The organism is Oribacterium sinus, assembly GCF_014202695.1.
GTDB classification, from domain to species: Bacteria; Bacillota; Clostridia; order Lachnospirales; family Lachnospiraceae; genus Oribacterium; species Oribacterium sinus.
In genome coordinates, this window is the sequence record NZ_JACHHH010000008.1 from 116,189 (window position 1) to 142,708 (window position 26,520).

The window sequence follows — 26,520 nt, forward strand, 5'->3', positions numbered from 1 at the left end:
TCTATAGATAATTTGCTGTAAAAAAGTATGTAACATGGTAGAATTTAACAAAGAAATATTCATGGATTTGGTAATAGAAAGGAGCTTTTTGTGAAGGTGTGTAGACTATTTAAAACTTTTATAACACTATTTATTTTTCTGTGTATCCCTTTTTCTTTGGCATATGGTAAGGAAGCTAAAAATTTCTATATAGATCCTATATTTGAGGGAGAACCATTATTTACTGGGATGGAGGTTTATGTAGAAAAAGACGGGAAATTTTTTGCACTGTATCAGACTATGGATTATTCGGATTATAGGTATTCTACGCACCTGGAGAAAGGGACATACACGTTCCAGTGCCGAGTTATGTATAACACAAAAGCTCGATATAAAGTTGAACCTAAAAGTATTACCTTAGTAATTGATGATAACAATTATTTAAAAGAAAACAAATTACAATTTACTGTAATTAATAGAGAATGGGATCCGGAAGGACTAGAGGAAACAGAACCTATTCCTCCAGATCCGGATATTGAAACCTTACCGGATCCTTCAGAGATATCAGACGAGCAATTAGAATCCTATTTTGCTTTAAGTGATGAGGATAAGAATAAACTCTTAGAAAGTCAGAGACAAGAGATGTGGATAGAGGAAAGCATCTGGGAAAAGAAAAATAGCTTTATTACAAAATACAATATTGAACCAGGAACTAATTTATTGGGAGAAACCGGAGATGGGGATATGCATTGGAATCCGGATGATATTGGTGAAGATGGACTACCTAAATCTTTAACTAGTGATGCAAATGTAACCGAAAATGATGCTGAACAAGTCGAAGACGAATCTAAATCAACAGATTCATTAGAGTATATGGAAAGCTCTGAAAACGCTTCTGTACCACAATCGGAAACCAGTAAAAATGTAGAAGTGAACGATACGAAATCCTCAAAAAACATTGCATTTGTTTTGGGTGTTGCTCTAATTGTTTTCTTGGGCATTGGATACTTTGTGATAAAAGGAAGGAAAAACAATCATGGAGAAGAGTCCTAGTTCAATCAAATTTCTGAAAATCTGTATTTATATTGTAATTACTGTCTTTGTTCTATTTTTATCTTTTACACGTCCGGTAAAAGAATATTCCATTCAAGATTTTATGACTATATTGGAAGGGGGAAATAATGGATAGATCTGTCTTGTACATTTCCAGTAAAGCTTTAAAAATGACTTTGGATTACAGCATAAAAGATTCTAATCTCCTAACGATAGATAGTAACAACCAGGTCTCAAACCATTTCGAATTAGAAGATTTTATGAAGAAAAAAGCGTTTTATTTTTCTGAAAGAGATATTGATATTTTTGCCATTGACCTTTCTGCATTGATTGATAAAGATGATAAAGTCCTAGATTTGATACGTTCATTTTTAACACTAAATGAAAATATCCGCATTGTAATTATTGCACCGGATGCAAGTCCTGGAGATGCCATTCTGGCAAATCTATTTGCTCTTGGAATTCGTAATTTTGCCAGCGGTAAAGATTTTGTTGTACTTAAACAGAACCTGGATAAATGCTTCTCTGAAGAAGGTATGTCGTACAAAGATGCAGTTGAATATCAGAAACTGAAGGATACTTCAGTAGTTGAACATACAGAAATGAAGGAAATTAACTATGTTACAATTGGGGTAACTGGAGTTGATAGAAAAGCCGGATCTACTCATAACTCAATTGTTATTGCAAATCAGCTTAGAACTCTTGGATATTCTGTAGCTTGTTTCGAACTTTCTCCACACCAGGATTTTGAACGAATTAGAAAAGGAGAAGAAATCAAAGGTGGTGGGGATAAATTCTTTACCAGTAGAAACATAGATTTTTATCCTAATGCTTCAGAAAGCCTGATTGAAGAGGTTAAAAAGGATAAGCACTACCATTTTCTTGTACTAGACTTCTCCGGAAATACAGAAGAAATTCAATATTTCAATAAGTGTCATATTAAAATTGTGCTCGCTAATATTCAATCCTGGGAGATAGATAAGTTGGTGCAGTTCTATAACAGGTATGATGAGGAAGCTAGAAAAGAGATTTCTTTCTATATAAATTTTTTACAAGCTGATAAAAAATCTCTTGAGAAAACATTTAAGACACAATTTCATTTTGTTGGGTATGCTCCGGATCCCTTCAATACACCGGAATTTCCGGATTTAAAGGATTTGCTATATCCCTTTACTACCGGTGTTAGAAAGAAAAAGAAATTTGAATTTCCATTCTTTAAAGGGAAGAAAATAGCTGTATTATAACAATTTATTATGAAAAAATATGTGTTTCAATATTTAGAGAATACTTTGTTGTTTTTTTCTAAATATTGAAACATGAAAGACATACTGATGATTATGTTCCTCTATTTAGTCGATTTTTTGGCTTTCATTTATCAATGAATGCTTTACAAAATATAGAAGAAAAACAATTTTTTATTGACTGCGTACGCTGTCAATGCTATAATATACTTAGTTAAGAAAACGGATTGCCCCAAGGGCGGAAAGGCAGTAACTATGAAGATTACTAAAGAGATGGTAGCAAAGCACATTATGAATCAGACCGAAATATCAGAGCCTTTTGATGAAACAAAAAAATGTGCTATGGCTTTCTGCTATAGTGAAGGCAGTAACATAGTATTTAAGGATGTTTGGGAAGAAGAGCTAAAGGAGTGGGGGGCACTTGACAAAGATGGGGGTTATGACACCAATTTTGAAAGCCTTGAAAATGAAAACTTTATGAGAATTTGCCAAGAGTTAGCAGACAAGTACAACTCAGAATATGAAGACTAAATAAGATAGGATTCTAATGAGAAGCCAGAAGGGTGAAAAGCATGGATGAAACAAAAAACTTCACTATAACTTTATGCGATAGTGAAGGCAGAACTATAGAAGTTAAGGACATTAAGGAAGTGGAAATTAAGAATTGGAGAGTACCTGATGAGGAGATTGCCAAAGAGTACGAGGATTTCTTAAGTCTTGTTCATAAATATAACCTTCAGAATGATGAGAACGAATAAGCGGGGGATTTCCCCCTCTTATCCATTTGTTTATGAAAAGAAAATGAAATAGAGGAAGATGTATAATGGGATGGAAAGAAAATAAAGCTATAAGAGATTTAGAATATTCCAAAAAAAACAGAAAACGGATTCCGTTTGATGTACAAATATCGGAATATGAGCATTTAAAGCAAGTTGTGAAAGATACTCCTGTCATTACCTATGTAAAGCAAGCTTTGAATGCATATAGCGGAGAAGAAATCTTTAAAATAAAGAAGTAAGCGAAACAATCAGAGGAATATTTCATACATTATTGAATTCGTAAATACAAATTATGTTTCCTGGAGAGGTAATGGCAATGTCTTTAAAATGAAGCGTTTTTTTGCGTTAAACTTATAGACCGAAAATGGATTTAACAATTAGAAGTATTATGTTTCCTGTTTCGGTAGAAGGAACATAACGCAAAAAATAAGTGTGTCAATGGTTTCCCGTAAGGGTTGAGGAAAATAGAAAGTATTTTCCTCAACCATTGACACACGAAAAGCACTCTTGTAATGATTAACACATGATGACTATCTAAATGTGTGCATAAAGAAAGTGTAGAATTGAGAATACATAGAAAAGAGAGGTGAAATAGAGATGAAAAGTTTACCTTATGTACCTCCTTACCATGGGGATATACATTATATAAATAGTTTTGTTTTTAAAGGCCAAAGAGTTGATAATGGAGAATACATTATCGGAAGAATAGGGTTACCCCATATCGTTAAAAGGAATATTAGTTTACCTAACAAGGAAGTTGAAACTGAAATGTGGGTTTACGAAAATAAGAATAAGAGAAAGCCGTGGAAAATGTATTATGTAAAAACAGAAACTATTGAGATGTTATAAATCAAAACTTTTGGATTTTAAAAAAAGAATAATAATTAGAGGGATAGAGAAGTTTGTTTTTTTAAAGGAGAATACAATATGATTAAAGATCTAGTTAAAGATGATGAGAAAGTTATAAGAGTATTAAAAGGATGTTGGAACGAAGCCTCCAGACAAGATATGTATGATGATCTACTAGCCGGAATGTATCCTCCTCTTTCAGACTGGTGGTGGAATACTTATGAAAAAGCCCCCTGTTATATTCAAGGAAATGAAGTATATTGCTTTAGCTATGCAATAGTAGGAGAAATGTTTTTACTAGGTACATTAGAAGAATTAGAAGAAGAAATAAAAACCAGAGAAGAGGAAAAATTAACTTATTGGGGATTAGAGAGGATTCATTTTTTAAATCAACACCGTTATGGAGAAGCCTTTAAATTGTTGAAGGAAGGAGATCTATGGACAAGCTGTAAAAGAGTAGAAAGAGAAGCTTTAAAAAGAGAATCTGAGCTTTTGGCAATAAGGGAACAACATTTTGCTCATTTAAAGGATTCTGATTATGAAGCTTATTCTAACGAACTGGAAATGGCAAAACACGAAGTAAATAGACAAATTCATGAAGAACTAATTTATGTTTAAGTGAATCTAGGGGCGTTCGTCGTCCCTTTTTTCAAATAAGGAGAAATTATGGTAAAGCCAAGAACTTACTTAGGACAAGATAATGTTTTAGCAACAGAAATAAGATTAACTAAGGCAATGGATATTATTCTTAGTGATGATGCACATTGGCTTCATTTTTTGAGACACTCTGGATTTTATTGTAATCGCCCATTTCACAACCAAGTATTAATTTATGCTCAAAATCCTAATTCGTATGGTGCGGCTTCTTTTGAAGAGTGGAATAAAAGAAATTATCGAGTAAAAAGTGGTACACACGGCTTTCCTGTTTTAGTTTCTTTAGACGATGATCGCCCAAGTATTATGACGCTACATCCAAGAGAACATATAGAAGCGTTAGAAAACGGATTAACCCTTCCTCCTCCGTGGAAATTTCCTAAAGAACTCTTATTTGATATTGTTGAGGATGTAACCGGGCATCAGCTTAATGATAAAAACGAAGCACAAAAAAAGCTTTGGCAATGGATAGGGAACTATATTGAAGAGGAAGATATTCAAAATTTCATAGATAATTTGGAACATAAAGGATTATCCCTTGAAAAAGATTCCTCAGTTAGTGTTCCGGAGGAAAATGATTATTTAGAAGATATTGCTTATTTAAAGGATTTCATTCATGTTAACATTGCTTATCAATATTTTTACAGATGCGATCTTGACATTAAATTATGTTATGAATTAAGTCATGATCTGTTAAAAGATAATCCCTTTACTAGGGCTAGCTTATTTTCTTCAAATGAAGAAGCTGTTGCTTATTTCGGAGAACTTTTTTCAGGATATACTAAAAGTGCTATAACAAAAACATTTAATTCGATTGAAGCTATTCATGCTAAGAAAAAAGAGTTCGTTCATCGTATTGAAGATTTTCCAGAACTGATAGAGTCCACTGAAGAGGAATCTTCTTTTTTTGATAATAGGGAAGCGAAAGAAATTACTGAATTACAAGAAGAAAAAAATGACAGTAAACAGCTTACTACCAATTCTTTAAATGCTTTTGATTCCCACAAATCGAGTAAGAACTATAAAATTACATCGTATGCTATTGATGGTGGAGCAAAGGAAAAGTTTAAAAGAAATATTCTTGCTATAAAGACGTTAAAAGAAATTGAATCATTAAATAGGATTGCCACACAGGAAGAGAAAGATGCTCTCTCACGATATGTTGGCTGGGGTGGCTTATCAGATGCTTTTGACAGTAAAAATGACTTATGGACAAAAGAATATCATGAATTAAAAACTCTCCTCACTACTGATGAATATATTTTTGCAAGAGATTCCACACTTAATTCTCATTATACTAGTCCGATTATTATTAACAAAATCTGGGATAAAATACAAGAATCCGGTTTTAAGAAAGGAAATATTTTAGAGCCTTCAATGGGAATAGGTAATTTCTTTGGTACTATTCCGGATAATATAGCAAATTCATCTCTTTACGGAATAGAACTTGATTCGATATCTGGGCGAATTGCAAAACAATTATATCCACAGTCTCATATTCAAATAAAAGGATTTGAAGAAAGCAACTTTTCTGATTCTTTCTTTGATCTTGTTATAGGGAATGTTCCATTTGGAAATTATGAAGTCTATGACAAGGCATACGATAAATATCATTTTAAGATTCATGATTATTTCATTGCTAAGAGTCTGGACAAGCTTCGCCCAGGGGGAATTCTTGCTGTAATTTCTTCAAGCGGAACTTTAGACAAAAAAGATGAGACTGCTAGAAAATATTTTGCAAGTAAGGCAAACCTTATATCTGCTATTCGTCTCCCGGATACAGCCTTTTATAAAAATGCCGGAACAAAAACTACTACAGATATTTTGTTTTTTCAAAGAGTAGAACTACAAGAAAATCTAGCTCCTTCTTGGATCCATGTTAAACAAAATATCCAGGAGGATGATCCATTAAGTCCTGGAGATAGAATTCACTATGATGACAATGGGTATCATGTCGATTATACTGTTAAAAATGTTTATAAAGATGGAGAACATATTTGTTATGAATCTGTAGCAGATGGGGAAGAGTACACAAGAGTACTTTATGCATATAGGATTCATTCTAATTCCGCATATACATTTACCAGACAAGAGCCCATTTTTACTTGCAATCAGTATTTTTTAGAACACCCAGAAAATATTGTAGGTGAATTAAAGGTAGAAATTGGTGCATATGGTGAAGAACTAAGGTGTAAAGAAAGAGAGGGAGAATCTTTAGAAGAGTCTCTCTCCAAAGCTCTGTCTAATTTTAAGCTTAACTATGAGAACATAGTCAAGAATAACCACCTTGAAAAAGATTTTATTCCAGCTGATCTATCTGCTAAGAATTTCACTCATGCATTGATAGATAATAAAGTTTATTACAGAACAGATTCTGTTATGGCTGAAAAGAACTTTGGAAGTAATCAAGACCGAGTTCGCCTATTATTATCTGTTCGAGACAAAGCGTATCACCTATTGGATTTAGAAATTGAAAATGCAAGCCCTGACCTGATATCAAAAGAAATGGAACAGTTAAACTTTCTTTATGATGATTTTGTTTCTAAATATGGCAGAATTCAAGATAAGAAGAATCAGCTATTAAAAGAAGATTCTACTTTGCATTTTCTAAATGCACTAGAAAAATTTGATAGTGAAGGCAATTTTATTGATAAGGCTGATATTTTCAAGAAAGAAATCGCCACTTCGGAAAGAAAAATCTCTACTGTGGAATCTCCTGAAGAAGCCTTAGTAATTTCTATTGCAGAAAGAGGAAAAGTAGATCTAAATTTCATGAGCAATATTCTGAATGGCGTAGGTAAGGAGGAACTCGTAAGTTCTCTTTATGGAAGGATATTTTTCAATCCTGATAATCAAGAAAATAGTTATGAATCAGATGCAGAATATCTGTCCGGAGATGTGGTATCAAAACTTCAACGTGCCAAGGAATTATTGAAAAATTTTCCAATTCTGGAAAAAAATATTGAAGCTCTTGAATCCGTCCGTCCCAAAAGAATTTCTGCTTCGGATATTGAAATTAAACTTGGTGCCACTTGGATATCGCCAGGATATATTGAGAAATTCATCAAAGAAACATATTCTACATACTCAAATGTAGTAGTTGATTTTGATAAAAGAAAGGCTGAATGGAGCATTCCTAATAAGAGTCAATATTTTATTACTGATGCCATTCGATTAAAATTTGGTACAAACAGGGCGAATCCTTTAGCTATCTTAGAGCACGCTTTGAATTTGAAAGAGATTATTATCAAAGATAGTTATACAAATGAAGAAGGAAAAAGAATCGATGTAACCAATAAAGAGGAAACTATTCTATGTAGTATAAGAGCTGAAGCGATTAGAGAAGAATTTCGACAATGGATTTTTAAAGATCCTCAGAGAAGAAAAGAGCTAGAAGATATTTATAATGAGACTTTTAATCGATATGTTGCTAGAGAATACGATGGCTCTCTTTTGAATTTTCCGGGATCCAATAAAAATATAGTTTTGAAACCGCATCAAAAAAATGCTGTTGCAAGAGCATTATATGGTGGTAATGAACTACTCGCTCATTCTGTAGGAGCTGGAAAAACCTTTACTATGATAGCTACAGCAATGGAATCTAAAAGGTTGGGACTTTCTCATAAGTCTTTATTTGTTGTGCCAAATCATTTGGTAGGACAATGGAAAAATGATTTTTTATTGCTTTATCCGAATGCAAATGTTCTTTCTCCAGAAAAAAATGATTTTAAACCTGATAAACGTAAAGCATTTATATCAAAAATTTCCACAGGTGCATATGATGCTATTATTGTTGGGCATAGTCAGTTTAAAAAAATTAAAGTTTCAGAAAATAGGCGAAAGAGTTTTATTCAACATGAAATTGATGAAATTAACATTGAAATGCAAGGTCTTAATAAATATAGTTCTTCTGATAAAAGTACAATTAAGGAACTTGTTAAATCTAAAAAGAGATTAGAAAAGAAACTTGAAGAAATTACTAGCGATGTTAATGATAAAAAGGAAGATTTTATTGAATTTGAGCAGCTGGGATGTGATCGTATTTTTGTTGATGAAGCTCATTTATACAAGAATCTATTTTTATATTCAAAACTAAACAATATTGCTGGTCTCTCTAAGTCTGAATCAGATCAATCTTTGGACTTATACTTAAAATGCAGAATATTAGATGAATTAACAAATAAAAAAGGAATTGTTTTTGCTACAGGCACCCCTGTAAGTAACTCTTTAGTAGAAATGTATACTATGATGCGGTATCTTCAATATGACGACCTACAACGGTTAGGGCTGTTAAATTTTGATGCATGGCTTTCGAATTTTGGCCAGATTGAACCTTCTTTAGAACTAAAACCAGATGGTAATGGCTTTAAAGTAAAAAAAAGGCTTTCTAAATTTTATAATTTACCGGAATTAATGACTGTATTTCGTCAAGTGGCAGATATACAAACTGCAGATATGTTAAATCTTCCTGGAATACCTAAAGTTAAATCCTATACTATTTTAAATGAGTGTACTGATCTACAACGGAAAATGATTGAAAGCATTTCTAAAAGAGCTGATGCTTGTCACTCTCCAGGATTTGATCTTAGCAAGGATAATATGCTCTTAATTACTTCAGATGGAAGAAAGCTTGCACTTGATCAACGGTTGATAAACCCTAATATGCCTGATGAAGAAAATTCTAAAGTAAATTCCTTAGTAAAAAATGTTGAAGAAATTTGGGAAAGAACTAAAAAACAGAAGCTTACACAATTGATTTTTTGTGATTTAGCTACTCCGGATAATAAAAAAATTTTTGATATTTATAATGATGTAAGAAACAAATTAATTAATCTTGGTATACCGAAAGAACAAGTGGCTTTTATTCATGAAGCTAAGAACGATGAAAAAAAGGAAGCTCTCTTTAGAAGGGTTCGTTCTGGAGAGGTTCGTATTCTTATGGGGTCTACATCAACAATGGGAGCTGGAACTAATGTTCAAGATAAGCTCATTGCTTTGCATCATTTGGACGTTCCTTGGAGGCCGTCAGATTTTGAACAACAAGAAGGACGTATTGTAAGGCAAGGCAATCAGAATAAAGAAGTAGAAATATATAGATATGTAACGCAAGGTACTTTTGATTCTTATAATTGGCAAATATTAGAGAATAAACAAAAATTTATTGGTCAAATCATGACCTCAAAGATGCCCATGCGTGAATTTAGGGATGAAGACTCTAGAGCGTTAGACTATGCTACCACTAAAGCGTTAACATCCGGCAACCCTGAAATTAAAGAAAAAATGGAATTAGATGTTTCTATCGCAAAGCTTAGAGTCGAGAAAGCCAGTTTTGAATCTAATTTACATAAAATGGAAGATGAATATTTCCAGATTATACCTAAAAATATAGAAAGAGTCTTACAAATCACAAAGGAAATTATTGATGACATTGAGAAAGTCAAAAACACAGACAAAAGTGTTGTTTTTACCGATTTAAAAGGTACAGCTTTTGCAGATAAAAAAGAAGCTTCTGAATATATATCTAAAGAGGCAATTTTACAGGCAAACCAAGAGAAGGCTGTACAAATTGGAGTGGTTAGTAGTTTTCCACTTTTAGTAGAACAAACTAAGAATGCCTTGACTCACTTAGATGAATATTTTTTATTTTTACAAGGAGCTGTTCGATATAATATAACGTTTGATCCTGGAAAGGGATTCAATTATAGCTATATTACTCGTGCTTTAAATAGTATTGAAACAAAGAAGATATATTTTGAGAATAAGTTAGATGTTCTATACAAGCAAAAAACAGAAATTGAAAAAGAACTTGGGAAAAACTTTCCAAAGGACGAATTATTAAAACAGCAAGTTATAAGAGTGAAAGAAATTGAGGAACGTCTTAATTTAGGTAAACCAGATAATAATGTTATTTCTGTGAATTTATCTGAAGAGGAAGATTATTCTTTGACTTTAAGTGATGATAAATCATGGCAACAATTTATTAGTGAGAGCAATTTTGAAGTTGAATCTACAGTTCCGATACCACAAAAAATATGGAACAATAAGAATCTATTTGCAGACGAAAAAACAGAGTCTGAAGAGGAAATCTCTAACTCATTCTTATATCTAAAAATTGATGGAGCAGAAGAAAAGGGAGATATAAAGGAAATTGGAGTAAAACTCATGCTGGAATTTCTTTCTAATCCTGAGAATGAATTAGTTGCTTATTTTAAGAGTAAGGATAATACTCTAGAGATTCCTTTTTTACAAATAAAAGATAAGGAAATATATGCAAACATTGATGAGGTAGCTAAAGAGTTTGACTTAAATAGAAATCCAAATATGAGAAATGAAATAGTGGGATTTTTAGGTAGAACACAAAATATCAAGATTGTTGATTCTGATAAAATATTTACCGAATTTAAAGAAAGATCCTTGAATAAAACAGAATTATACGAGTCAATGGAATTTATACCTCAAAGGAAAGCAGATATTTTTATCGACATAGAGAGGTAGATTATGCGAAAAGTTAGAAAAGATTCTCATGGAAGAGTCCTTAGAACCGGAGAGTTTGAACGATATGATGGAATCTATGTTTTTCAAAAAACTGTTTGCGGAAATAAGAAAACAATCTATGCTTCTTCCTTGGAAGGGCTAAGGCAAAAAGTATCTGAAGCTGTAGAATATCGCTTTGATGAGTTAGGAAAAAATTTGAAATCTATAACTCTTGATAAGGCTTTCGAACGCTTTATGTTAAGTAGAATAATTAGAAATACTACAGCATACGTACAAAGAAATTTATATGAACATTATATAAAAAAACGTCTCGGTAAAAAGAAAGTGCATGAGATTACTCATTCTGATATACGGCAACTACTAATTTATCACTTTACTGAAAAGCATTTATCGTTGAATACCATTAAATCTATTCAGGGAATGCTCCATGCTATTTTTGCCCTTATGGTTAGCGATCAGGTTATTACTATTAATCCAGCTCAGCAAGCAATGAAAGCTTTAGCTCATGCAAGTAGTAGTGGTCTAAGAGAGGATTCAAACGGGCAAAAAGTTTTAACGACTGATGAAGAAAAAGCATTTCTTATGTACGCAAAAGAAACTGATTCTTTCTTCTATCCGCTATGGCTTTTTATGTTAAGCACTGGTGCCAGAGTGGGAGAAGCTTCTGCAATTTGCTGGGAAGATATTGACTTTGAAAAGAAAATAGTTTCTATAAATAAAACCTTAGTCTGTACTTACAAAGGAAAAGAGCGAATTTTTTCATTTAATCCTACAAAAACAAAAAATGGTGTCCGGAAATTACCAATTCTTTCAACCTTATATGATGTTTTAGAAAAAATGAAGAATGATAAAGCCATGAGAAAATCCTTCCCTCATGAGGACAACCTTTTGATTAATGACCAGGAACTGATATTTTATTGTGTAGTCAACAATAGAATAAGAGCAGTTTCCAATTTTGATGTGAATCATGCTTTAAAAAAGCTTATCACGAATTATAACTCGGATAAGCTTTTTAAAGAAATGCATCCAGGTGTTCCAGCTTCGCTTCCATTATTTTCATCTCATGCTTTACGTCATACCTTCTGTTCCAGGCTTTGTGAAAATGAGGTTAATCTAAAAGTCATCCAAGAAATTATGGGACACGGTAATATTCATATGACTATGGATGTATATGCTCAATCAAATGAAAAAAAGAATAGCTTATCTCTTTTACAATATGAGAAAAAAATACTAGGGGAATAAGTAAAAAAATGTTTATTTTCTCTTGTATTTTATCATTTTTTATCTTAGAATAGCTACAGGAGAGAAGTTTGTTTGACCATATAACAGTAATCTATGAAATTTATCATATAATTATTTTGATTTTGATAGCCCGTTATGTTTTCTGGTATGAAATTCAGCGTCCGCTTTATTTCTCCAATGCCTGATCCACATCGGCAATAATATCCTGCACATCTTCAATGCCTACAGACATTCTGATAAGATCAGGAGATACGCCTGCTGCCAGCAGCTCTTCATCATTCATCTGTCTGTGGGTAGTGGATGCCGGGTGCAGCACACAGGTTCTGGCATCCGCAACGTGGGTAACGATAGCAGCCAGCTTCAGAGAATCCATAAACTTTACAGCCGCCTCTCTTCCCCCTACTACACCGAAGGAAATAACTCCGCAGGAACCCTTTGGCAGATACTTTTTAGCCAATTCATGCTGGCTGTCCTTTTCCAAGCCGGAGAAGGAAACCCAGGATACCTTCGGGTGCTTTTCCAAATGCTTTGCTAAAGCCAAGGCATTTTCATAATGTCTTTCCATTCTTAAGTGCAAGGTTTCCAGACCTACGCCAAGGTAGAAGGAGTTTTGCGGAGAAGGAATGGAACCTAAGTCACGCATCAGGTTGGTGGTCATTTTCACAATATAAGCCGCCTTCCCAAAGCTCTCCGTATAGACTGTTCCGTGGTAGGTTTCGTCCGGAGTGGTCAGTCCCGGGAATTTCTCACTATACTTGGTCCAGTCGAAGTTTCCGGAATCCACAACTGCACCTCCAACGGAGTTGGCAAAGCCGTTCATATATTTTGTGGTGGAGTGTGTCACGATATCTGCTCCCCACTCAAAAGGTCTACAGAAAATGGGAGTGGGGAAGGTGTTATCCACGATTAATGGCACGCCATGCTGATGGGCAGCTTTGGCAAATTTTTCGATATCTAAAATTTTCAAAGCCGGATTCGCTAAGACTTCTCCAAAAACCAGCTTTGTGTTGGGACGGAACTTGGAATCCAGTTCTTCAGCAGAAATGTCCGGATCCACGAAGGTGGTTTCAATGCCCATATTTTTCATGGTCTTTGCAATTAAGTTGTAGGTTCCTCCGTAGATTGCGGAAGAAGCAATCACGTGATCTCCTGCACCGGCAATATTGAAGATGGCATAGAAGTTTGCCGCCTGACCGGAAGATGTCAGGATAGCCGCCACACCACCCTCCAGCTGGCAGATTTTGTTTGCCACAGCATCATTGGTGGGGTTAGCCAGTCTGGTATAGAAATATCCGGACTCCTTTAAGTCGAAGAGGTCTCCCATTTGCTGAGAAGTCTCATATTTAAAGGTTGTGGATTGCACGATAGGAACCACTCTGGGCTCTCCCTTTTTCGGCTCATAGCCTCCCTGTACGCAGATGGTATCGATATTGTAATTTGCCATGATTAGCACTCCTTTCATTTGTTTCAACTACTATATAGTTCTAAAACTTGGCTTGTCCAGAAAGAGAATATGCAAAGCTGTTTCGCACTATCCACGTCCATACTTCATATTATCTTTCCCATATTTAACCTTGTGTCTCTATTGTCAAGGAATCCAGAACATCGGCTGTAATACTGTCCACTGTCTTTACATTGATTTCCGTGCTATTTGGAATTGTTTCATAAAACTTATTTTTCACACTGTCATAACTAACCAGGGTATTTGATTCCGATACAATCAGCTCGGCGCCTCCCTGGGGTTGTATATTATTTAAAATGGGAACAGCCATCAGAGAGCTGTTAATGGAATAGATAAGCCATACATTTCCGTTTGCAGATTCATAATAGGCCTGATACATCGGATATATATCCGAAGTCTTTTCCGTCACTTCATTTTCCGGTTCCAAATCCCCTTCCAGAGAATACACCGCAGTAAGAATACAATCCGAAAATCCTCTTTCCGACAATAACTTTCTGACTTCCTTTCCGCTTTGCAAATTTTTAGAATCTTTTGAATCGATTTCTTTTAGAACTTTTGCGTGATTCTCAAAATATTCATCGGCGTCCACTGCTGCCACTGTATAGGACTCATCATCCAAAACCTCTCCATGCAGTTCCACATCCATTCTTTTTTCACTACTCTTCTGAAAATCTTCCGGACTAACAATGCCAAAATGATCCAGTACCATAAGCACCGCTACAGCCACAACAAGTAGTACAAGTAAGAGTAGAATCAATCGTCCTATCCACTTAAGTATTTTGCCTAGTAGTGAGGGAGTCATTTCCGTATCTTGCTCAGCCATTTTTGTTCTCCTTTTTTTCTTAAAAAATGTATATAATTGTATTAATTATACACTAAAAAACCAAAAAACAAAGGCTAAATTTTTCAGAAACTGCTAAATTTACTAAACATCTTTGACTTACGGAATAAAGTACTAGGAAAATTTGTCAGTCTTTGCGCCCGATTACTCCTCTCTCATAATAAAAAATATACTGCTGAATAATCCCTGCATTTTCCCCATACAAGGAAAATGGAGATATCCCGCCACATTCCTTCTCAATGGCCCGAAAAATCCAGACATCCACTGGAACGCAGGCGGTTCTTCCGTAGGCAAAGAGGGCAATGCAGTTTGCCACCTTTATGCCTACGCCCATGACGGCCTGCAGCTTTTCCAGCAATACATCATCCGGAAGTTTTGCGATGGCTTTCAGATTTAGCTCTCCACTATTGACCTTTTGTATTGCGTCCAAAATATACTTCACCCTATAGCCAAGACCGCAGGCTGCCAGTTCTTCCGCTGTAGCTTCCTTCATTTCCTCCGGAGAGGGAAATGCCTTTAGCCTCTCTTGTTCAGTAACAATATCATGGCCGTATTTCTCCGACAGGGCTTCCACGGATTTGATAATGGCGGGAATGCTTTTCCGTTGTGAGATGATAAAAGTAAGAAGCATTTCCCAGGGGTCTTGTCGTAGGAGCCGTACTCCGCGACCGTGAGCAATGGCCTGGTCCACGAATTCATGCTTTCCGCTTTCCAAAACTGCGATTTCGCTATAGCATCTTTCCAAATCAAAAAAGGGAAACCAGGTTGTTTCCCAGCTTTCCCGGTCACAGGACACCGTATATACTCCGGCTTCTCTATCTTCGGGCCGAAGGTAAATAACAGATTCTCCGGAAATAAAGCGATAGCTTCCGTCTTCCAGACATTTTCCCCGGAAGCACTGTCCGCTATCAATAATTTTCTCTAAGTCAAAATCATCTTTGATGGTCACTTGCATAAATCACACTCCTATAAAGCTTTGTGAAATATCATAGCACAAAAGACCTGCTAAAACTGTTTAGCCTTATATAAATTCTTTCATCACTGGCATCAAAAAGTCGCTCCTTTATGTTATACTTAAAAAGTTTCAATAAGAATCCAAATATAAGAAAGGAAGAACGATGCATCAAATTGATTTAACAGAAGAAGAACGGCAAAAGCTTAGAGAACTTTGGACGTCTCCAAAATTCAAAAAAGCTCGAAAAGCAATGAAGAGAAGCTTCTACCTCGAGGAAAGCCCTGTCTTACCTTTTCTTATCTTGTTCTCCGCTCTTCCGTTTTTAAGTATTTTGGTTTCGCCTATCCTGATATATCTCGGGAATCACTTTACCGTATTTCAGGGCATATCTCTGCTTTTTAATAAGTATCTTTGGGTGATAGTTTGTTCTTCTCTCCTGGCTATCGTTGGTCTATACATCATAGCCGCAATTCTTAGTATTATTTTTAAAATAATAAAAATACCGGATACTAGGGAAGTCTATTTGAATCGAATACTCCCTCCAATGATGAGAATCATTCTTCCCAAGGCAGAATTTGACGGGAACAATAATCTTCCTCTAAATGCATTTAAAAAAGCGGTGCCGATTTTTTCTTATTACTACCCGGCCGGTTTACTGGATTTGCAGGAGCAACCCGAGCTAAAAATCACCGACTTATATGCTTACTCTCCCCAAAAGGGAAAAGACAGGAAAGGTTTATACGAATTCTACGGGCAAATTTATACTTTACAATATCATTCTCATTTTGAAGGACAGCTAAGAATTGTTCCCACGGAGAAAGTGTGGGGGAAAGAAACAAATGGAGGGCATTTTCCTGCCTGTGACGGAGAAAAGAAAATCGATGTAGAAGATATTACCCACAATGAACATTACAATATCTTCTGCACCGATGAACAGGCTGCGCGAAAATTTCTGACACCGACTATGATTTCCTGGTTTGACAGACAAATTTCTTCCGGGTTAGGCTTTTCCTTAAACGACGACCGAATTTACTTGATAGTGAAAAGCGACTTGGCCTTATTCACTCCCCCAAAGAATAAGAAGGCATGGAAAAAATGGAATATGGAGAAAACCGCCCGACAGATAAAGTCCATGGTGGCTTCAGCTAGAGAACTTGCGGAAATGTTCTAACCAAAAAAGATATACTATATGCTTTACGAGCGATATCGTTAATAAAAAAAGCGGAAAATGCTGTTCTATCTCAGCAATTTCCGCTTTTTTACTTCCTGCTTTCTATGCACAAATTCTTTCATAGCGTTCGGAAGATAGTGTTTCCAGCATAAAGGAATAAGGATCCAGAATCCCCTCGGACAGCATGGAAAAAATCTGTGGAGAAGTCCCTGAAACCAAGGCCACTCCCTGCTCATTTTTCGTGACAGGCTGTTGCAGGTTTCTACTTTCAGCGTTCCAAAATACAATTTGTGGTAGCCTGTAGCCATACTTTGCAAACTTCTTTTTTGTGCACTCAAAATTCGTCATTTCCGCATGGTTCGCACAATAATCGAATTCCATGTCCGAAATAATATAGAGTTTTTCAGGAATTTCCTCCTGCCTCGCCTTGTTTTGAATAGCTGTTTTCAGAATTAAGTCAAAAGTTCTCTGTAAATCCGTATTGGCACACTCATTAAAGCTTACGCAGTACGTAAGTTTATCTACAATATCTCTGCCTTGCACCTCCACCAGTCTCGGATTTTCGGAAAAGGTAATAAAATGATTATGAAAACAGCCCTTGTTGTGCTCCGCAAAATAAATCCCTAAAGACTGTGCCACTGCTGCCGGCATATAACCGGAGCCCCAGCCACAATACATAGAACCGGAACCGTCCACTACCGCAAGAGCATTTTCCGCCCCTGTATAGTCAGGAAGAGACTTCCAGGTGACGTCCATAGAACGGCGTTCCTCTTCCGTGATTTCCTCTTTCTCCATATCTCTACGGAAAATGGATGCTACGACATCATAGGGCGTCAAGGTTTCTGTATTCATTACAGATGGATTACTTTCCGCCTTATCCAAAAAGGCAGAATATCTCTCTCTGTCATTTCTAAGAAAAGCCAGTCTATACTTATACAAAGCTTTAGAGGGCTGCTTCTCATAGGAAAAGGAGTAGTCCTTCTCCCGAAGATAATTCTCCATCAACTTTATTTCCGCCCGCAGTGAAACAAGGACTTTACGATACTCTGCATCGCTAAAGCCTAAAGCTTTCGCAAGTTTCTTTGCACTTTTAACGCTATCTTTATTGCTGGTATTCACGGAAGGAAGCCATTTGGCGAGTAAAGAAACGCTCTCTCCGATTTTCAGGGCAGCAAGATCCTTATCCAACTGCTCTTTTATGAAGCTAAGCATATCCTTTTCGCAAGGTCCGTCCAGAAGGGAAAGAAGGTCATCAAATCTTCCGTACTCCGGAACATTTGTAATATTCTTTCGAACGGACTCCGCCTCATGAAGAGAAAGCCACTTCCATATAGACCGAAACACTCTTCTCTCTCCAAGGCCACCTCGAATGTCTCTTGCGAAGAAAAGAATCTTCATTGCCATATTGTTATCTTCCGTATAGGCCTTGATAAATCGGGAAATGATTTCATTGTCCTCAGCATTTCGCAAAGCACCAATGGTGGCAAAAAGATCCAGACAGTAAGAGTTTGTGCTCCTGTTGGTAAGAGCGCCATTCTCCGTATATGTCAGATTCTCTTCTTTTCTTAAGTCCTCTAAAAACATTGCTCCTACCTCCTTTTAAAAAGAAACAGCCACAAGATACTTTGTAAGGTAAGGGGTATTCGCCCCTTCCAGCAGGGGGAGTTGCACCCCCGAAAGCGCTCGGACCTTAGTAACCCCTGGAGTACAATTCTCCAACAATCCTACGCCCCCGGAAGCTCCGGGACCTTAGCCTCGCGCCGGCTATCTCAGCCAAATATCGCCATGACATTTTTTTGCTGTAGGTATCTTTCCGACTATTTTACTTTGCTTATGGAATAATCCTAAGCTATACAAGACACACCGGACTAACCGCCCGCATTTGATCTAATTCCAAATATGATTGTTTGCTGTATGTGTCTTTCGTGCCTTTATGATATACCGATTTTTAGGAGATAAAAAGCTGAGGAATATAAATAATTTTCAACTCCAAATTTATTGTATAGGCACCGTATTTTCGTTATTATTATGATGTTTAACAAGTCCATTATGGGGGATTTAATTCGGAGATTTTTCTTTTAAGAAGGTGGGAATTATGACAGAGAAGTACAAAATATATATTCCGGAAGAGATGCGATTACGCCTTTTGAATGATGCGGAGCTCTTTGATTTTTATAAGAAGGACGGCTCGGTGAATCTGAATGGATTTTTAAAGGAGCTTTTGCTCCAATATTTTGATGAATATCGTAAAACAAAAGAAAGGCTCCTCGATACTATTTTATCCGACCTCAGTGCATTTTCCTCTATTTCCCGTGAAGACGCCGATGCCATCGCGGATAAAATCATGAACAGCTATATGCGAAATACGGAATTCAAGAGCGAGCGAAACGCTGCCATCACTTTGACGGTCAGCGGACGCTCTTTGGACATTATGCATTCTATTGAAAATAATATGCTCTCTCGGGTTTCTCTCTCCCAGTATCTTAATGACTTTTTCAGCTCCTACCTATCTATTTCCAGAAAAGACCGTGAGAGAATTCTCTTTCAGGATATCTTTGAGGAGTTAAACACTGCCATTCGAAAAAATAGTATTATCCGTTTTACTTCCACTTCCGCTCCAAAAGTTATTTTTACGGTTCAACCTTATTGTATTGCCGCATCCAAAGAGGAGCAGTGTAATTATCTTCTTTGCTTAGACAGCGAAACCGGCATACCCAGATCCTTCCGTATCTCAAGAATTCGTGCCTTATATAGCTCTTCCGATAAATTCATTCCGAATGAAAGCCGAAAACTGGAGCTCCAGGAAATTGCCAGAAGAAGTCCTCAATCCACATCCAAAGGAATTGAAGCCGAAGTCCGCTTAACGGAAAAGGGCATGCAAAAGTTTCATTTCATTACTAAAAACAGGCCGGATGTATTAAAAAAAGAAGGAAATACTCTTTATTTTAACTGGCCAAAAACACAGTTGGAAGAATATTTCCATCGCTTCGGAAAAGAGGCAGTGATTCTTGAGCCGGAAGAATGTCGGGAATCCATGCGGCTCTTTTACAAAAAAGCATGGGAGGCGTATAGGAAGAAAGAGAAGATTATCCTTGAAAAGCAGCAATAAAAACGATAGAATGGTTATACCCATAGGGGTATATGATTCTTATCACTGTAATGCCGGAAAGAAGGGTTCTCTATGAAGAAATGTATGGATGCAGATAATTTACACCGGAGACTTGCCAAAATCATGGGACAGATTAAAGCCATTGATCGGATGGTGGATGATGATGTTCCCTGTGAAGATGTGCTGTCTCAAATCAGCGCAGCTAAGTCCGCACTAAATAAAGCCGGACAAGTCATTTTGGAAGGGCACATCCACCACTGCATTAAAGACGCGGTGGAGCAGGGTGATGAGGCCGAAATTGAAAATTTCACAAAAGCCATCGAACGTTTTGCCAATATGCAGTAAGGATTTTCAAGATTTCTGTTTGAGTCTATATGCGGAGCTACTATAAAGCGCTGCTATAGGCTCTTTTTTATTCTGAGCAAGTGACGCGGACGAAGCCTGAGACAGCTTATTCTTAACGAGTATTGCACGCGTAGTGTGCAATATCTCGTTGGCTGCTTTTCACATCAAATCATTTTCTTATATGCTTTAATTTTTTTCTTGACAACTTATACCCCTATAGGTATATTATGTAGCTATACCCCTATGGGTATTAATCAAGATATTAGAAATTTTTTATTTTCATTTTCCCGATAATAAAGCAAAAAAAGGAGAAGCATGCATGAAAAAAATGATGTTCAAATTGGAAGAATTGTTGGAAGTTGGTGGAATGAAAAAAGATATTGTATTCCTTGTGATTGGCGGTGTTTCTCTTTTATTCAGTCTCATGAACAGTCGTTTTCCCTTTCTCCCCCTCCCCTTCGACATTGCCTGGCTCTCCATTCTCTTCTGCGGAATCCCTATCATCCTGGAGGCGGTGATCGGACTGACTACCCGCTTTGATATTAAAGCGGATGTTCTGGTTTCTCTTGCGCTCATTGCCTCTATTTTCATCCACGAAGATTTCGCGGCAGGAGAGGTGGCATTCATCATGCAGCTCGGTGCGCTCTTGGAGGACTTGACTGTGGCCAGAGCAAGAGCAGGCATAGAAAAGCTGGTACAGCTCACTCCCCAAACTGCCCGTGTCATTTCCCATAACGAAGAACAAATCATCCCGGCAGAGCAGGTTCAGCTTAAGGACATTCTGCGGGTGCTTCCCGGAGAAACCATTCCTGTAGACGGTATCCTTCTTTCCGGGCAAACTTCCGTAAATCAGGCGGTAATGACCGGTGAATCTCTACCGGTAGACAAGACGGTGGGAGATACGGTTTCCAGCGGAACCGTGAACCAATACGGTGCCTTTGAAATGAAGGCAACCAAGGTCGGTAAAGACAGTTCCATTCAACGTATGATTCAGTTGGTCCAATCTGCGGACGCTGATAAGGCAAAGATCGTGGGACTGGCTGACCGGTGGGCTACCTGGATTGTAGTGATCGCGCTCTCCGCAGCAACCCTCACCTGGCTTTTTACAGGGCAAATCATTCGTGCCGTCACCATACTGGTTGTTTTCTGTCCCTGCGCCCTTGTCCTTGCGACCCCCACTGCTATTATGGCTGCCATCGGAAATGCCACAAAACACGGTTTTCTTGTTCGGGAAGGAGATGCCTTAGAGCGTCTTGCCGGAGTGCGGAAAATCACCTTTGATAAGACGGGAACATTAACTTACGGAACCCCCGTTGTCACCGCAGTGAAATCCCTTTCCTCCTACTCCGAAGCGGAGCTCTACGCTTATGCCGCATCCGTTGAAAAAATGTCCGAGCATCCCCTGGGGAAAGCGATTGTCCATTGCTATGGAAAAGAAACTCTTCCCGTCCAGGATTTCCACATGGAGCCGGGAGAAGGCGTTTCCGCTGTAATTGACGGAAAAACCATCCATGCAGGAAATGCGAAACTCTTCAACAGAATCCACCTGAATGCAGAGGTCGCTAAAGAAGCAGAAAGCTATCTTTCTGACGGAAGCACCGTCATTTACATGGGAATCGACGGAGAGTTGGCAGGATTTATCGTTCTTTCCGACACACTGCGTACAGAATCCTATGATACCATTCAGAAAATAAGAGATTTGCATATCACCCCCGTACTCCTTACCGGGGATCATGAAAATGCCGCTTTAAACATTGCAAAGAAGGTAGGTATTACCGAGGTAAAGGCCAACTGTCTTCCTGAAGATAAATTAACTGCGATAGAAGAGGCGCAAAAAAGAGGAGAAAGTGTCTCTATGATTGGAGACGGCATTAACGATGCACCTGCTCTGAAAAAAGCAAATGTCGGTATCGCTATGGGAGGAATCGGCAGTGATATTGCCGTGGACGCCGCAGACATTGCTTTGGTAGATGATGAAATTAAAGAGCTCCCCCACCTTCTTGCTCTATCAAAGAGAATGATGAAAACTATAAAAATCAATTTAAGCTTCTCCATGGCGCTGAATTTCCTTGCCATTGTGCTGGCCATTACCGGCATACTAGGACCGGTTGTGGGCGCTCTCGTGCACAATGCAGGAAGTGTACTGGTTATTATTAATTCTGCACTGCTTTTAAAATGGAAGGCACAGGAATAGTCTCTATTTTACAAAGTCCGATTTCTTTCAATCCTCTGTCATACAGAGCAGTGAGGCATAGCTCTCCACAAATATTGTGTAAGCTATGCTTCGTCATCCCCCTTGGCATGACAATATCCAAATATTCTTTTGTTCTTAGGGAAAAGAGCTTTTGCTTCCCCTTCCAATCGTCATTGTTAAAAAGCGGTGTGAGAATAAGATAATCCGAATGGGTGAAAGTTCCGTTCACCCCGGACTTTTTTCCTCCCGCTTTTAATTGCTCCGACTCCAAGAGTTTTTCCTTTACTTTGCCCTCAGAGGAGATTTTTGCCAAAGCATAATAATCCATTCCCCATTTGTTCACCGAGCCTGTACTTTCTCCCGAAGTATAGGCATAAAGTTCATTATTTACAATTTTTAAACTGTCGATTTTCGGAGCATCTTTCGTCCTATCATCATGGTGCATAAAGGCATTTTTCTCTATTTCCGAAAAGCCTTTCCACTTGGCTTCTTTTTTTACAGGGTCAAAGTCTAATAAAGCAAAACATCGGGAAAGACCGTAATAAACTTCCTTTTCAAAGCAGACGGGAATCAGGCTGCCGTCTGAAACAGTCTGAAAATACCGCTCTCTTGCATTGTCCGGAAGCACTTTGCTAAAGAGCAAAAATCCACTCTTAATCGGGATGATTTCCGGCGAAGAAAAATCTCCGGTAAAATAGGCAATTTCTTTCTTCGCTTTGATTACCCCGAAGCTGTCCCGATAGGAAAAAAGTACCGGATCATTTTCCCTATCAAGAAAGTCCTCCCCAAGCTCTATTTCTTGTATGCCGGTTTCGGACAGGACAAGAACAGTGTAGACTCCGGGGGATTCTTCTCTTCTCGTTAAGAGGAGAATGCTCGTGCCCTGCTCCGGACACGCAGGAGAAAGAAAGCCTGTGCTGTACACATAGGTATATGCATTTTCCAACTTGTATTTTTGTATAAGGCTTAGTTTTAAAGCGGCCATGCTATTCCTCGCTCTTGTTCGTTATCTGCCTCTGTGTTTTTCTTTTTTCTTCGCTTGCTTCAGCATAAATTGCCGTTCTTCCTCGATGCGTTTTTGTTCTCTGTTTTTTTCTTTACGCTTTTGTTTGTTCTCTTCATGCTGTAAACTTAACGCCTGTTGCGACTTCGTCCCGATGCCAGCACGCTGCAATTGTTTTTTGACCTCTCTTTGTGCTCTTTTCGGATTCTGTTTTCTTTCCTTGACTTGCGTTTTGACTTCCGGACTGAATTTCAGCTCATAAAAATGCTTTAAGATAAAATCACGTACCTCCAAGTCCTTGGGCTCTGCACCGAAAGTCACCTTCGCAACGGATAGGCGATTTCCCTCTGTTTTCTCAAAAATGCCCACCCAAAAAGCGCCTTCAAAAAGCACTGTCATTTGACAAGTCATCTTGTCCATATTTGTCCCTCCTAAATTGCTTTATGGACAAAGAATGGACAACCCGGAGGGGAAGGTTACTTACCACAAGATTCTGTGACGGCCGGGCTACCTACCGGCTCTGGCATACTTCTCTGTATGCGTTGCGTTTTTATCTTTGCTGTGTACATAACATAATCGATGAAATTTCTTCCATCGCCTTCTATCATAACGATGGAAAAATATATTGACAATGCTTTCTTTTTCTTTTGTATCAACTGACAAAATTTTTACTCTATTCTCAATTAATAAGATATCTCCCGCTTCTCCCGTACTGTTTCCTATAACACAAACTCGAAAAATTCCGGCGGAATTCCACCTTTATTTTTCGAGTTAAATACCATTAAAAAAGTATCTTGAGCTTTTCACACGATACTTTTCATGAATTAAATCAGCAAACTATTGCCATCTAATAAAAATTCCTTAACTCCCATCATCAGATATCCGTTTTCGTCATAGCGAGGCTTCATACTTTTTTCTACGATAATGATTTTCTTAAAGGAATCCATGGTGCGCTCAAAGGATTTGCATTCCTGCTCATACTTTTCCTTATCGGGAATGGCATAGGCAGACTGAATATAATACTTCTTACTTCCTAAGGTAGCAATGAAATCGATTTCCCTCTGCACCCGAATCTCTTTCCCATTGGTATCCTTTTCCCTAGATTCCACGGTTCCCACATCTACCTGATAGCCCCTGTATCGCAATTCATTGTAAATGATGTTCTCCATTATATGAGTTTCTTCGATCTGCCGAAATGACAGTCGGGCATTTCGAAGACCCAAATCTTCAAAATAGATTTTATAAGGGGTTCCGATATACTTTCGCCCTTTCACATTATATCTTTTTACCCGCGAGAGCATAAATGCTTCTTCCCCATAGGTGATGTATTTATCCACTGTTGCATCACTGATATTCATCCCATGAACAGAATTCATCGTTGCAGCAATTTTTCTTGGATTGGTAAGGGTGGAAATACCTGAGGCAATGACGTCAATTACTTCTCCCAAGGCGCTTTCATCCTGTACCGAATATCTGGCCACGATATCCCGAAGATACACGTTCTTCATTTGGGATATTAAATAATTGGTCTTTTGCTCTTCCGTATTCATCAGCACAACCGCCGGAAGCCCTCCGTAAACGGAGTAATCATCATAAGCCTCGCTTTTATCTCCCTCTTTGAATGCATAGTATTCGGAAAAAGATAAAGGCAGCACATGCACTTCATCCCCTCTTCCCTCAAATTCAGTTAAAATGTCCTTTGACAGAAACTTGGAATTACTGCCTGTTACGTAAACATCAACATTTTGCTTCCGAAGGAATCCATTCAGCACTGATTCAAAGGCTCCCAGCTTCTGCACCTCATCCAGCAAAAGGTAATACATGCCTTCACCACGAATCTGTGGCATCAGCCAGGTAATAAATCGGGAGGGATCCACCTTACGCTCTTCTTTTTCATTATCCAGTACGATGGGATCTTCTCCAATCTTTAATAAATCCTCCGCTGTATCAAAGGCGAATCGGATAATGTGACTCTCTCCTACACCTTCTGAAAGTAAATGCTTATAGAATAAAGTATTCAGCAAATACGACTTCCCGCAGCGTCTGATTCCGGTAATCACTTTAATGAAGCCATTGTGTTTTCTGACAATAAGTCGATTAAGATACACCTCTCTATTGATTTCTCTATTGATTTCTCTATTGATTTCCATCTCGATCTCCATTTCATATTTTTGCCGTTAACGGCGCTTTTATGAAATAGTGTACTCATTATTCGGAAAATTCGCAAGAGATTCATTTTATATTTTTGCCGTTAACGGCATTTTTATGAAATACACAAGATTTTATTCTTCTCCCAATACCTTTTTCTGCCAGCTTCGTTTTCCGCATACAGGACACTTCATATATCTTGCCCGACCCTTGTGCATGGATAGAATGACCTTGCTGTAAGAGGGTACATAGCGATGATGACAGCACCCGCATTCATAGTACCCGGCTTTCTGTTCAATGCCAACTGCGATAAAGCTTACCAGTAAAATCATCATAAGGGCAAAGGCGGAGAGTACCATTCTCAGCCAGAAAGGCATTACCAGGAAGGATGCCAAAAGGATTAAGACCGAGCCGGAGAGTACAGCCGAGAATCCCAGCCAGTATTCCAACTTAAGGGCTCTCCTGTCCCTTTCCTCCACTTCTCGTTTCATTGCCAGAAGGTTATCTTCTAATTGTTTATTATAGAATTCTGCCATGATTCTTTCGCCCGACAGGAGTTCGTTTACGTTGATTTTCAGAAATCCGCAAAGCTCCAGCATAATCCCAGAATCCGGCATAGACTTTCCGGTTTCCCATTTGGATACCGCCCGATCACTGATACCAAGCTTCTCCGCAAGCTCCGCCTGTGTCATGCCCTCTTCCTTTCTGCAAGCTGCTATAAATTTTCCGATTTTGATTTGATCCATATCGGACACCTCCTTTCACGACACAAGCTTACCGGAAACCGTCGAAAATGACAGGAACCGGCGGTTGAGTTCTACCTATTCCACCGGCGGTTGAATCTAAATTCTTCTCTATATTCAGCTTCTTCTCTTATTAAGACTAATTCCACCGAAATGGCAAGTAAATCATTACCACCCGTCAAACGGGTGGTTTGCTCGGGGCTATAAGCCCCTGCTACTGGCCAGCGTCTAAAGGCGCTGGCTTTCATTTTGGGCTA

The 26,520-nt window shown here is 37.8% G+C and carries 21 protein-coding genes; 13 read left to right on the forward strand and 8 right to left on the reverse strand.

The features are described 5' to 3' along the window. The first annotated feature begins 90 nt into the window (after positions 1-90). From HNQ46_RS08535 to HNQ46_RS08575, 9 genes are all read left to right on the forward strand, one after another. Positions 91-1,032 carry a hypothetical protein gene (locus HNQ46_RS08535; RefSeq protein ID WP_183684314.1) on the forward strand — a complete coding sequence of 314 codons (942 nt, stop codon included), beginning with the start codon at positions 91-93 and terminating at the stop codon, positions 1,030-1,032. 128 nt (positions 1,033-1,160) lie between these two features. Further along, entirely contained in the window at positions 1,161-2,276 is a 1,116-nt protein-coding gene (locus HNQ46_RS08540) for a hypothetical protein (RefSeq protein WP_183684315.1), read from the forward strand. Between the two features lie 252 nt (positions 2,277-2,528). After that, entirely contained in the window at positions 2,529-2,804 is a 276-nt protein-coding gene (locus HNQ46_RS08545) for a hypothetical protein (RefSeq protein WP_183684316.1), read from the forward strand. A gap of 41 nt (positions 2,805-2,845) precedes the next feature. Further along, positions 2,846-3,031, forward strand: a complete 186-nt coding sequence (locus HNQ46_RS08550; protein WP_183684317.1) for a hypothetical protein — start codon at positions 2,846-2,848, stop codon at positions 3,029-3,031. Between the two features lie 65 nt (positions 3,032-3,096). Then, the gene (locus HNQ46_RS08555) at positions 3,097-3,291 is read left to right on the forward strand and encodes a hypothetical protein (RefSeq protein WP_183684318.1); all 195 of its coding nucleotides are present in this window, start codon (positions 3,097-3,099) and stop codon (positions 3,289-3,291) included. A 358-nt stretch (positions 3,292-3,649) separates the two neighbouring features. Beyond that, positions 3,650-3,901: a hypothetical protein gene (locus tag HNQ46_RS08560; protein ID WP_183684319.1), complete on the forward strand. Its 252-nt coding sequence runs from the start codon at positions 3,650-3,652 to the stop codon at positions 3,899-3,901. Between the two features lie 78 nt (positions 3,902-3,979). Beyond that, on the forward strand, positions 3,980-4,519 hold the full coding sequence (locus HNQ46_RS08565; RefSeq protein ID WP_183684320.1) for a hypothetical protein: 540 nt from the start codon (positions 3,980-3,982) through the stop codon (positions 4,517-4,519). Between the two features lie 48 nt (positions 4,520-4,567). Next, positions 4,568-11,050 (forward strand): helicase-related protein, encoded by a 6,483-nt coding sequence (locus HNQ46_RS08570; protein WP_183684321.1) that lies wholly within the window; start codon positions 4,568-4,570, stop codon positions 11,048-11,050. 3 nt (positions 11,051-11,053) lie between these two features. Continuing rightward, positions 11,054-12,292 carry a tyrosine-type recombinase/integrase gene (locus tag HNQ46_RS08575; RefSeq protein WP_183684322.1) on the forward strand — a complete coding sequence of 413 codons (1,239 nt, stop codon included), beginning with the start codon at positions 11,054-11,056 and terminating at the stop codon, positions 12,290-12,292. A 166-nt stretch (positions 12,293-12,458) separates the two neighbouring features. Here the strand turns inward: HNQ46_RS08575 and HNQ46_RS08580 are convergent, their stop codons facing one another. The 3 genes from HNQ46_RS08580 to HNQ46_RS08590 form a co-directional block, all read right to left on the reverse strand. Beyond that, positions 12,459-13,736 (reverse strand): O-acetylhomoserine aminocarboxypropyltransferase/cysteine synthase family protein, encoded by a 1,278-nt coding sequence (locus HNQ46_RS08580; RefSeq protein ID WP_183684323.1) that lies wholly within the window; start codon positions 13,734-13,736, stop codon positions 12,459-12,461. 124 nt (positions 13,737-13,860) lie between these two features. After that, the gene (locus tag HNQ46_RS08585) at positions 13,861-14,577 is read right to left on the reverse strand and encodes a hypothetical protein (RefSeq protein ID WP_183684324.1); all 717 of its coding nucleotides are present in this window, start codon (positions 14,575-14,577) and stop codon (positions 13,861-13,863) included. Between the two features lie 145 nt (positions 14,578-14,722). Beyond that, on the reverse strand, positions 14,723-15,550 hold the full coding sequence (locus HNQ46_RS08590) for a DNA-3-methyladenine glycosylase family protein (protein WP_183684325.1): 828 nt from the start codon (positions 15,548-15,550) through the stop codon (positions 14,723-14,725). A gap of 523 nt (positions 15,551-16,073) precedes the next feature. On the opposite strand from HNQ46_RS08590, the gene HNQ46_RS12095 reads away from it, so the two are divergent. Continuing rightward, positions 16,074-16,721, forward strand: a complete 648-nt coding sequence (locus HNQ46_RS12095) for a DUF3137 domain-containing protein (protein WP_242822645.1) — start codon at positions 16,074-16,076, stop codon at positions 16,719-16,721. 102 nt (positions 16,722-16,823) lie between these two features. Here HNQ46_RS12095 and HNQ46_RS08600 read toward each other — a convergent pair whose 3' ends face one another. After that, on the reverse strand, positions 16,824-18,305 hold the full coding sequence (locus HNQ46_RS08600) for a DUF2828 family protein (protein ID WP_183684326.1): 1,482 nt from the start codon (positions 18,303-18,305) through the stop codon (positions 16,824-16,826). A gap of 511 nt (positions 18,306-18,816) precedes the next feature. Between HNQ46_RS08600 and HNQ46_RS08605 the strand changes: the two genes are divergently transcribed. From HNQ46_RS08605 to HNQ46_RS08615, 3 genes are all read left to right on the forward strand, one after another. Beyond that, positions 18,817-19,830 carry a WYL domain-containing protein gene (locus HNQ46_RS08605; RefSeq protein ID WP_183684327.1) on the forward strand — a complete coding sequence of 338 codons (1,014 nt, stop codon included), beginning with the start codon at positions 18,817-18,819 and terminating at the stop codon, positions 19,828-19,830. A gap of 72 nt (positions 19,831-19,902) precedes the next feature. After that, positions 19,903-20,175: a metal-sensing transcriptional repressor gene (locus HNQ46_RS08610; protein ID WP_183684328.1), complete on the forward strand. Its 273-nt coding sequence runs from the start codon at positions 19,903-19,905 to the stop codon at positions 20,173-20,175. A gap of 319 nt (positions 20,176-20,494) precedes the next feature. After that, on the forward strand, positions 20,495-22,369 hold the full coding sequence (locus HNQ46_RS08615) for a heavy metal translocating P-type ATPase (RefSeq protein WP_183684329.1): 1,875 nt from the start codon (positions 20,495-20,497) through the stop codon (positions 22,367-22,369). On the opposite strand, the gene HNQ46_RS08620 is transcribed toward HNQ46_RS08615, so the two are convergent. The 4 genes from HNQ46_RS08620 to HNQ46_RS08635 form a co-directional block, all read right to left on the reverse strand. Further along, on the reverse strand, positions 22,329-23,354 hold the full coding sequence (locus HNQ46_RS08620; protein ID WP_183684330.1) for a hypothetical protein: 1,026 nt from the start codon (positions 23,352-23,354) through the stop codon (positions 22,329-22,331). The genes HNQ46_RS08615 and HNQ46_RS08620 overlap by 41 nt on opposite strands. Before the next feature lie 21 nt (positions 23,355-23,375). Next, positions 23,376-23,792, reverse strand: coding sequence for a YjdF family protein (locus HNQ46_RS08625; protein ID WP_007157312.1), 417 nt, complete (start codon positions 23,790-23,792; stop codon positions 23,376-23,378). Positions 23,793-24,196: 404 nt separating this feature from the next. After that, entirely contained in the window at positions 24,197-25,522 is a 1,326-nt protein-coding gene (locus HNQ46_RS08630) for an ATP-binding protein (RefSeq protein ID WP_243155889.1), read from the reverse strand. 132 nt (positions 25,523-25,654) lie between these two features. Further along, the gene (locus HNQ46_RS08635) at positions 25,655-26,266 is read right to left on the reverse strand and encodes a helix-turn-helix domain-containing protein (protein WP_183684332.1); all 612 of its coding nucleotides are present in this window, start codon (positions 26,264-26,266) and stop codon (positions 25,655-25,657) included. Positions 26,267-26,520 lie beyond the last annotated feature (254 nt).

Coding starts and splice junctions, on each gene's coding strand:
- HNQ46_RS08610 (WP_183684328.1), top strand. CDS start 19,903: ATGAAGAAATGTATGGATGCAGATAATTTACACCGGAGACTTGCCAAA.
- HNQ46_RS08575 (WP_183684322.1), top strand. CDS start 11,054: ATGCGAAAAGTTAGAAAAGATTCTCATGGAAGAGTCCTTAGAACCGGA.
- HNQ46_RS08585 (WP_183684324.1), bottom strand. CDS start 14,577: ATGGCTGAGCAAGATACGGAAATGACTCCCTCACTACTAGGCAAAATA.
- HNQ46_RS08560 (WP_183684319.1), top strand. CDS start 3,650: ATGAAAAGTTTACCTTATGTACCTCCTTACCATGGGGATATACATTAT.
- HNQ46_RS08545 (WP_183684316.1), top strand. CDS start 2,529: ATGAAGATTACTAAAGAGATGGTAGCAAAGCACATTATGAATCAGACC.
- HNQ46_RS08565 (WP_183684320.1), top strand. CDS start 3,980: ATGATTAAAGATCTAGTTAAAGATGATGAGAAAGTTATAAGAGTATTA.
- HNQ46_RS08630 (WP_243155889.1), bottom strand. CDS start 25,522: ATGGAAATCAATAGAGAAATCAATAGAGAAATCAATAGAGAGGTGTAT.
- HNQ46_RS08550 (WP_183684317.1), top strand. CDS start 2,846: ATGGATGAAACAAAAAACTTCACTATAACTTTATGCGATAGTGAAGGC.
- HNQ46_RS08580 (WP_183684323.1), bottom strand. CDS start 13,736: ATGGCAAATTACAATATCGATACCATCTGCGTACAGGGAGGCTATGAG.
- HNQ46_RS08555 (WP_183684318.1), top strand. CDS start 3,097: ATGGGATGGAAAGAAAATAAAGCTATAAGAGATTTAGAATATTCCAAA.
- HNQ46_RS08635 (WP_183684332.1), bottom strand. CDS start 26,266: ATGGATCAAATCAAAATCGGAAAATTTATAGCAGCTTGCAGAAAGGAA.
- HNQ46_RS08540 (WP_183684315.1), top strand. CDS start 1,161: ATGGATAGATCTGTCTTGTACATTTCCAGTAAAGCTTTAAAAATGACT.
- HNQ46_RS08605 (WP_183684327.1), top strand. CDS start 18,817: ATGACAGAGAAGTACAAAATATATATTCCGGAAGAGATGCGATTACGC.
- HNQ46_RS08590 (WP_183684325.1), bottom strand. CDS start 15,550: ATGCAAGTGACCATCAAAGATGATTTTGACTTAGAGAAAATTATTGAT.
- HNQ46_RS08625 (WP_007157312.1), bottom strand. CDS start 23,792: ATGGACAAGATGACTTGTCAAATGACAGTGCTTTTTGAAGGCGCTTTT.
- HNQ46_RS08620 (WP_183684330.1), bottom strand. CDS start 23,354: ATGGCCGCTTTAAAACTAAGCCTTATACAAAAATACAAGTTGGAAAAT.
- HNQ46_RS08615 (WP_183684329.1), top strand. CDS start 20,495: ATGAAAAAAATGATGTTCAAATTGGAAGAATTGTTGGAAGTTGGTGGA.
- HNQ46_RS08570 (WP_183684321.1), top strand. CDS start 4,568: ATGGTAAAGCCAAGAACTTACTTAGGACAAGATAATGTTTTAGCAACA.
- HNQ46_RS08600 (WP_183684326.1), bottom strand. CDS start 18,305: ATGTTTTTAGAGGACTTAAGAAAAGAAGAGAATCTGACATATACGGAG.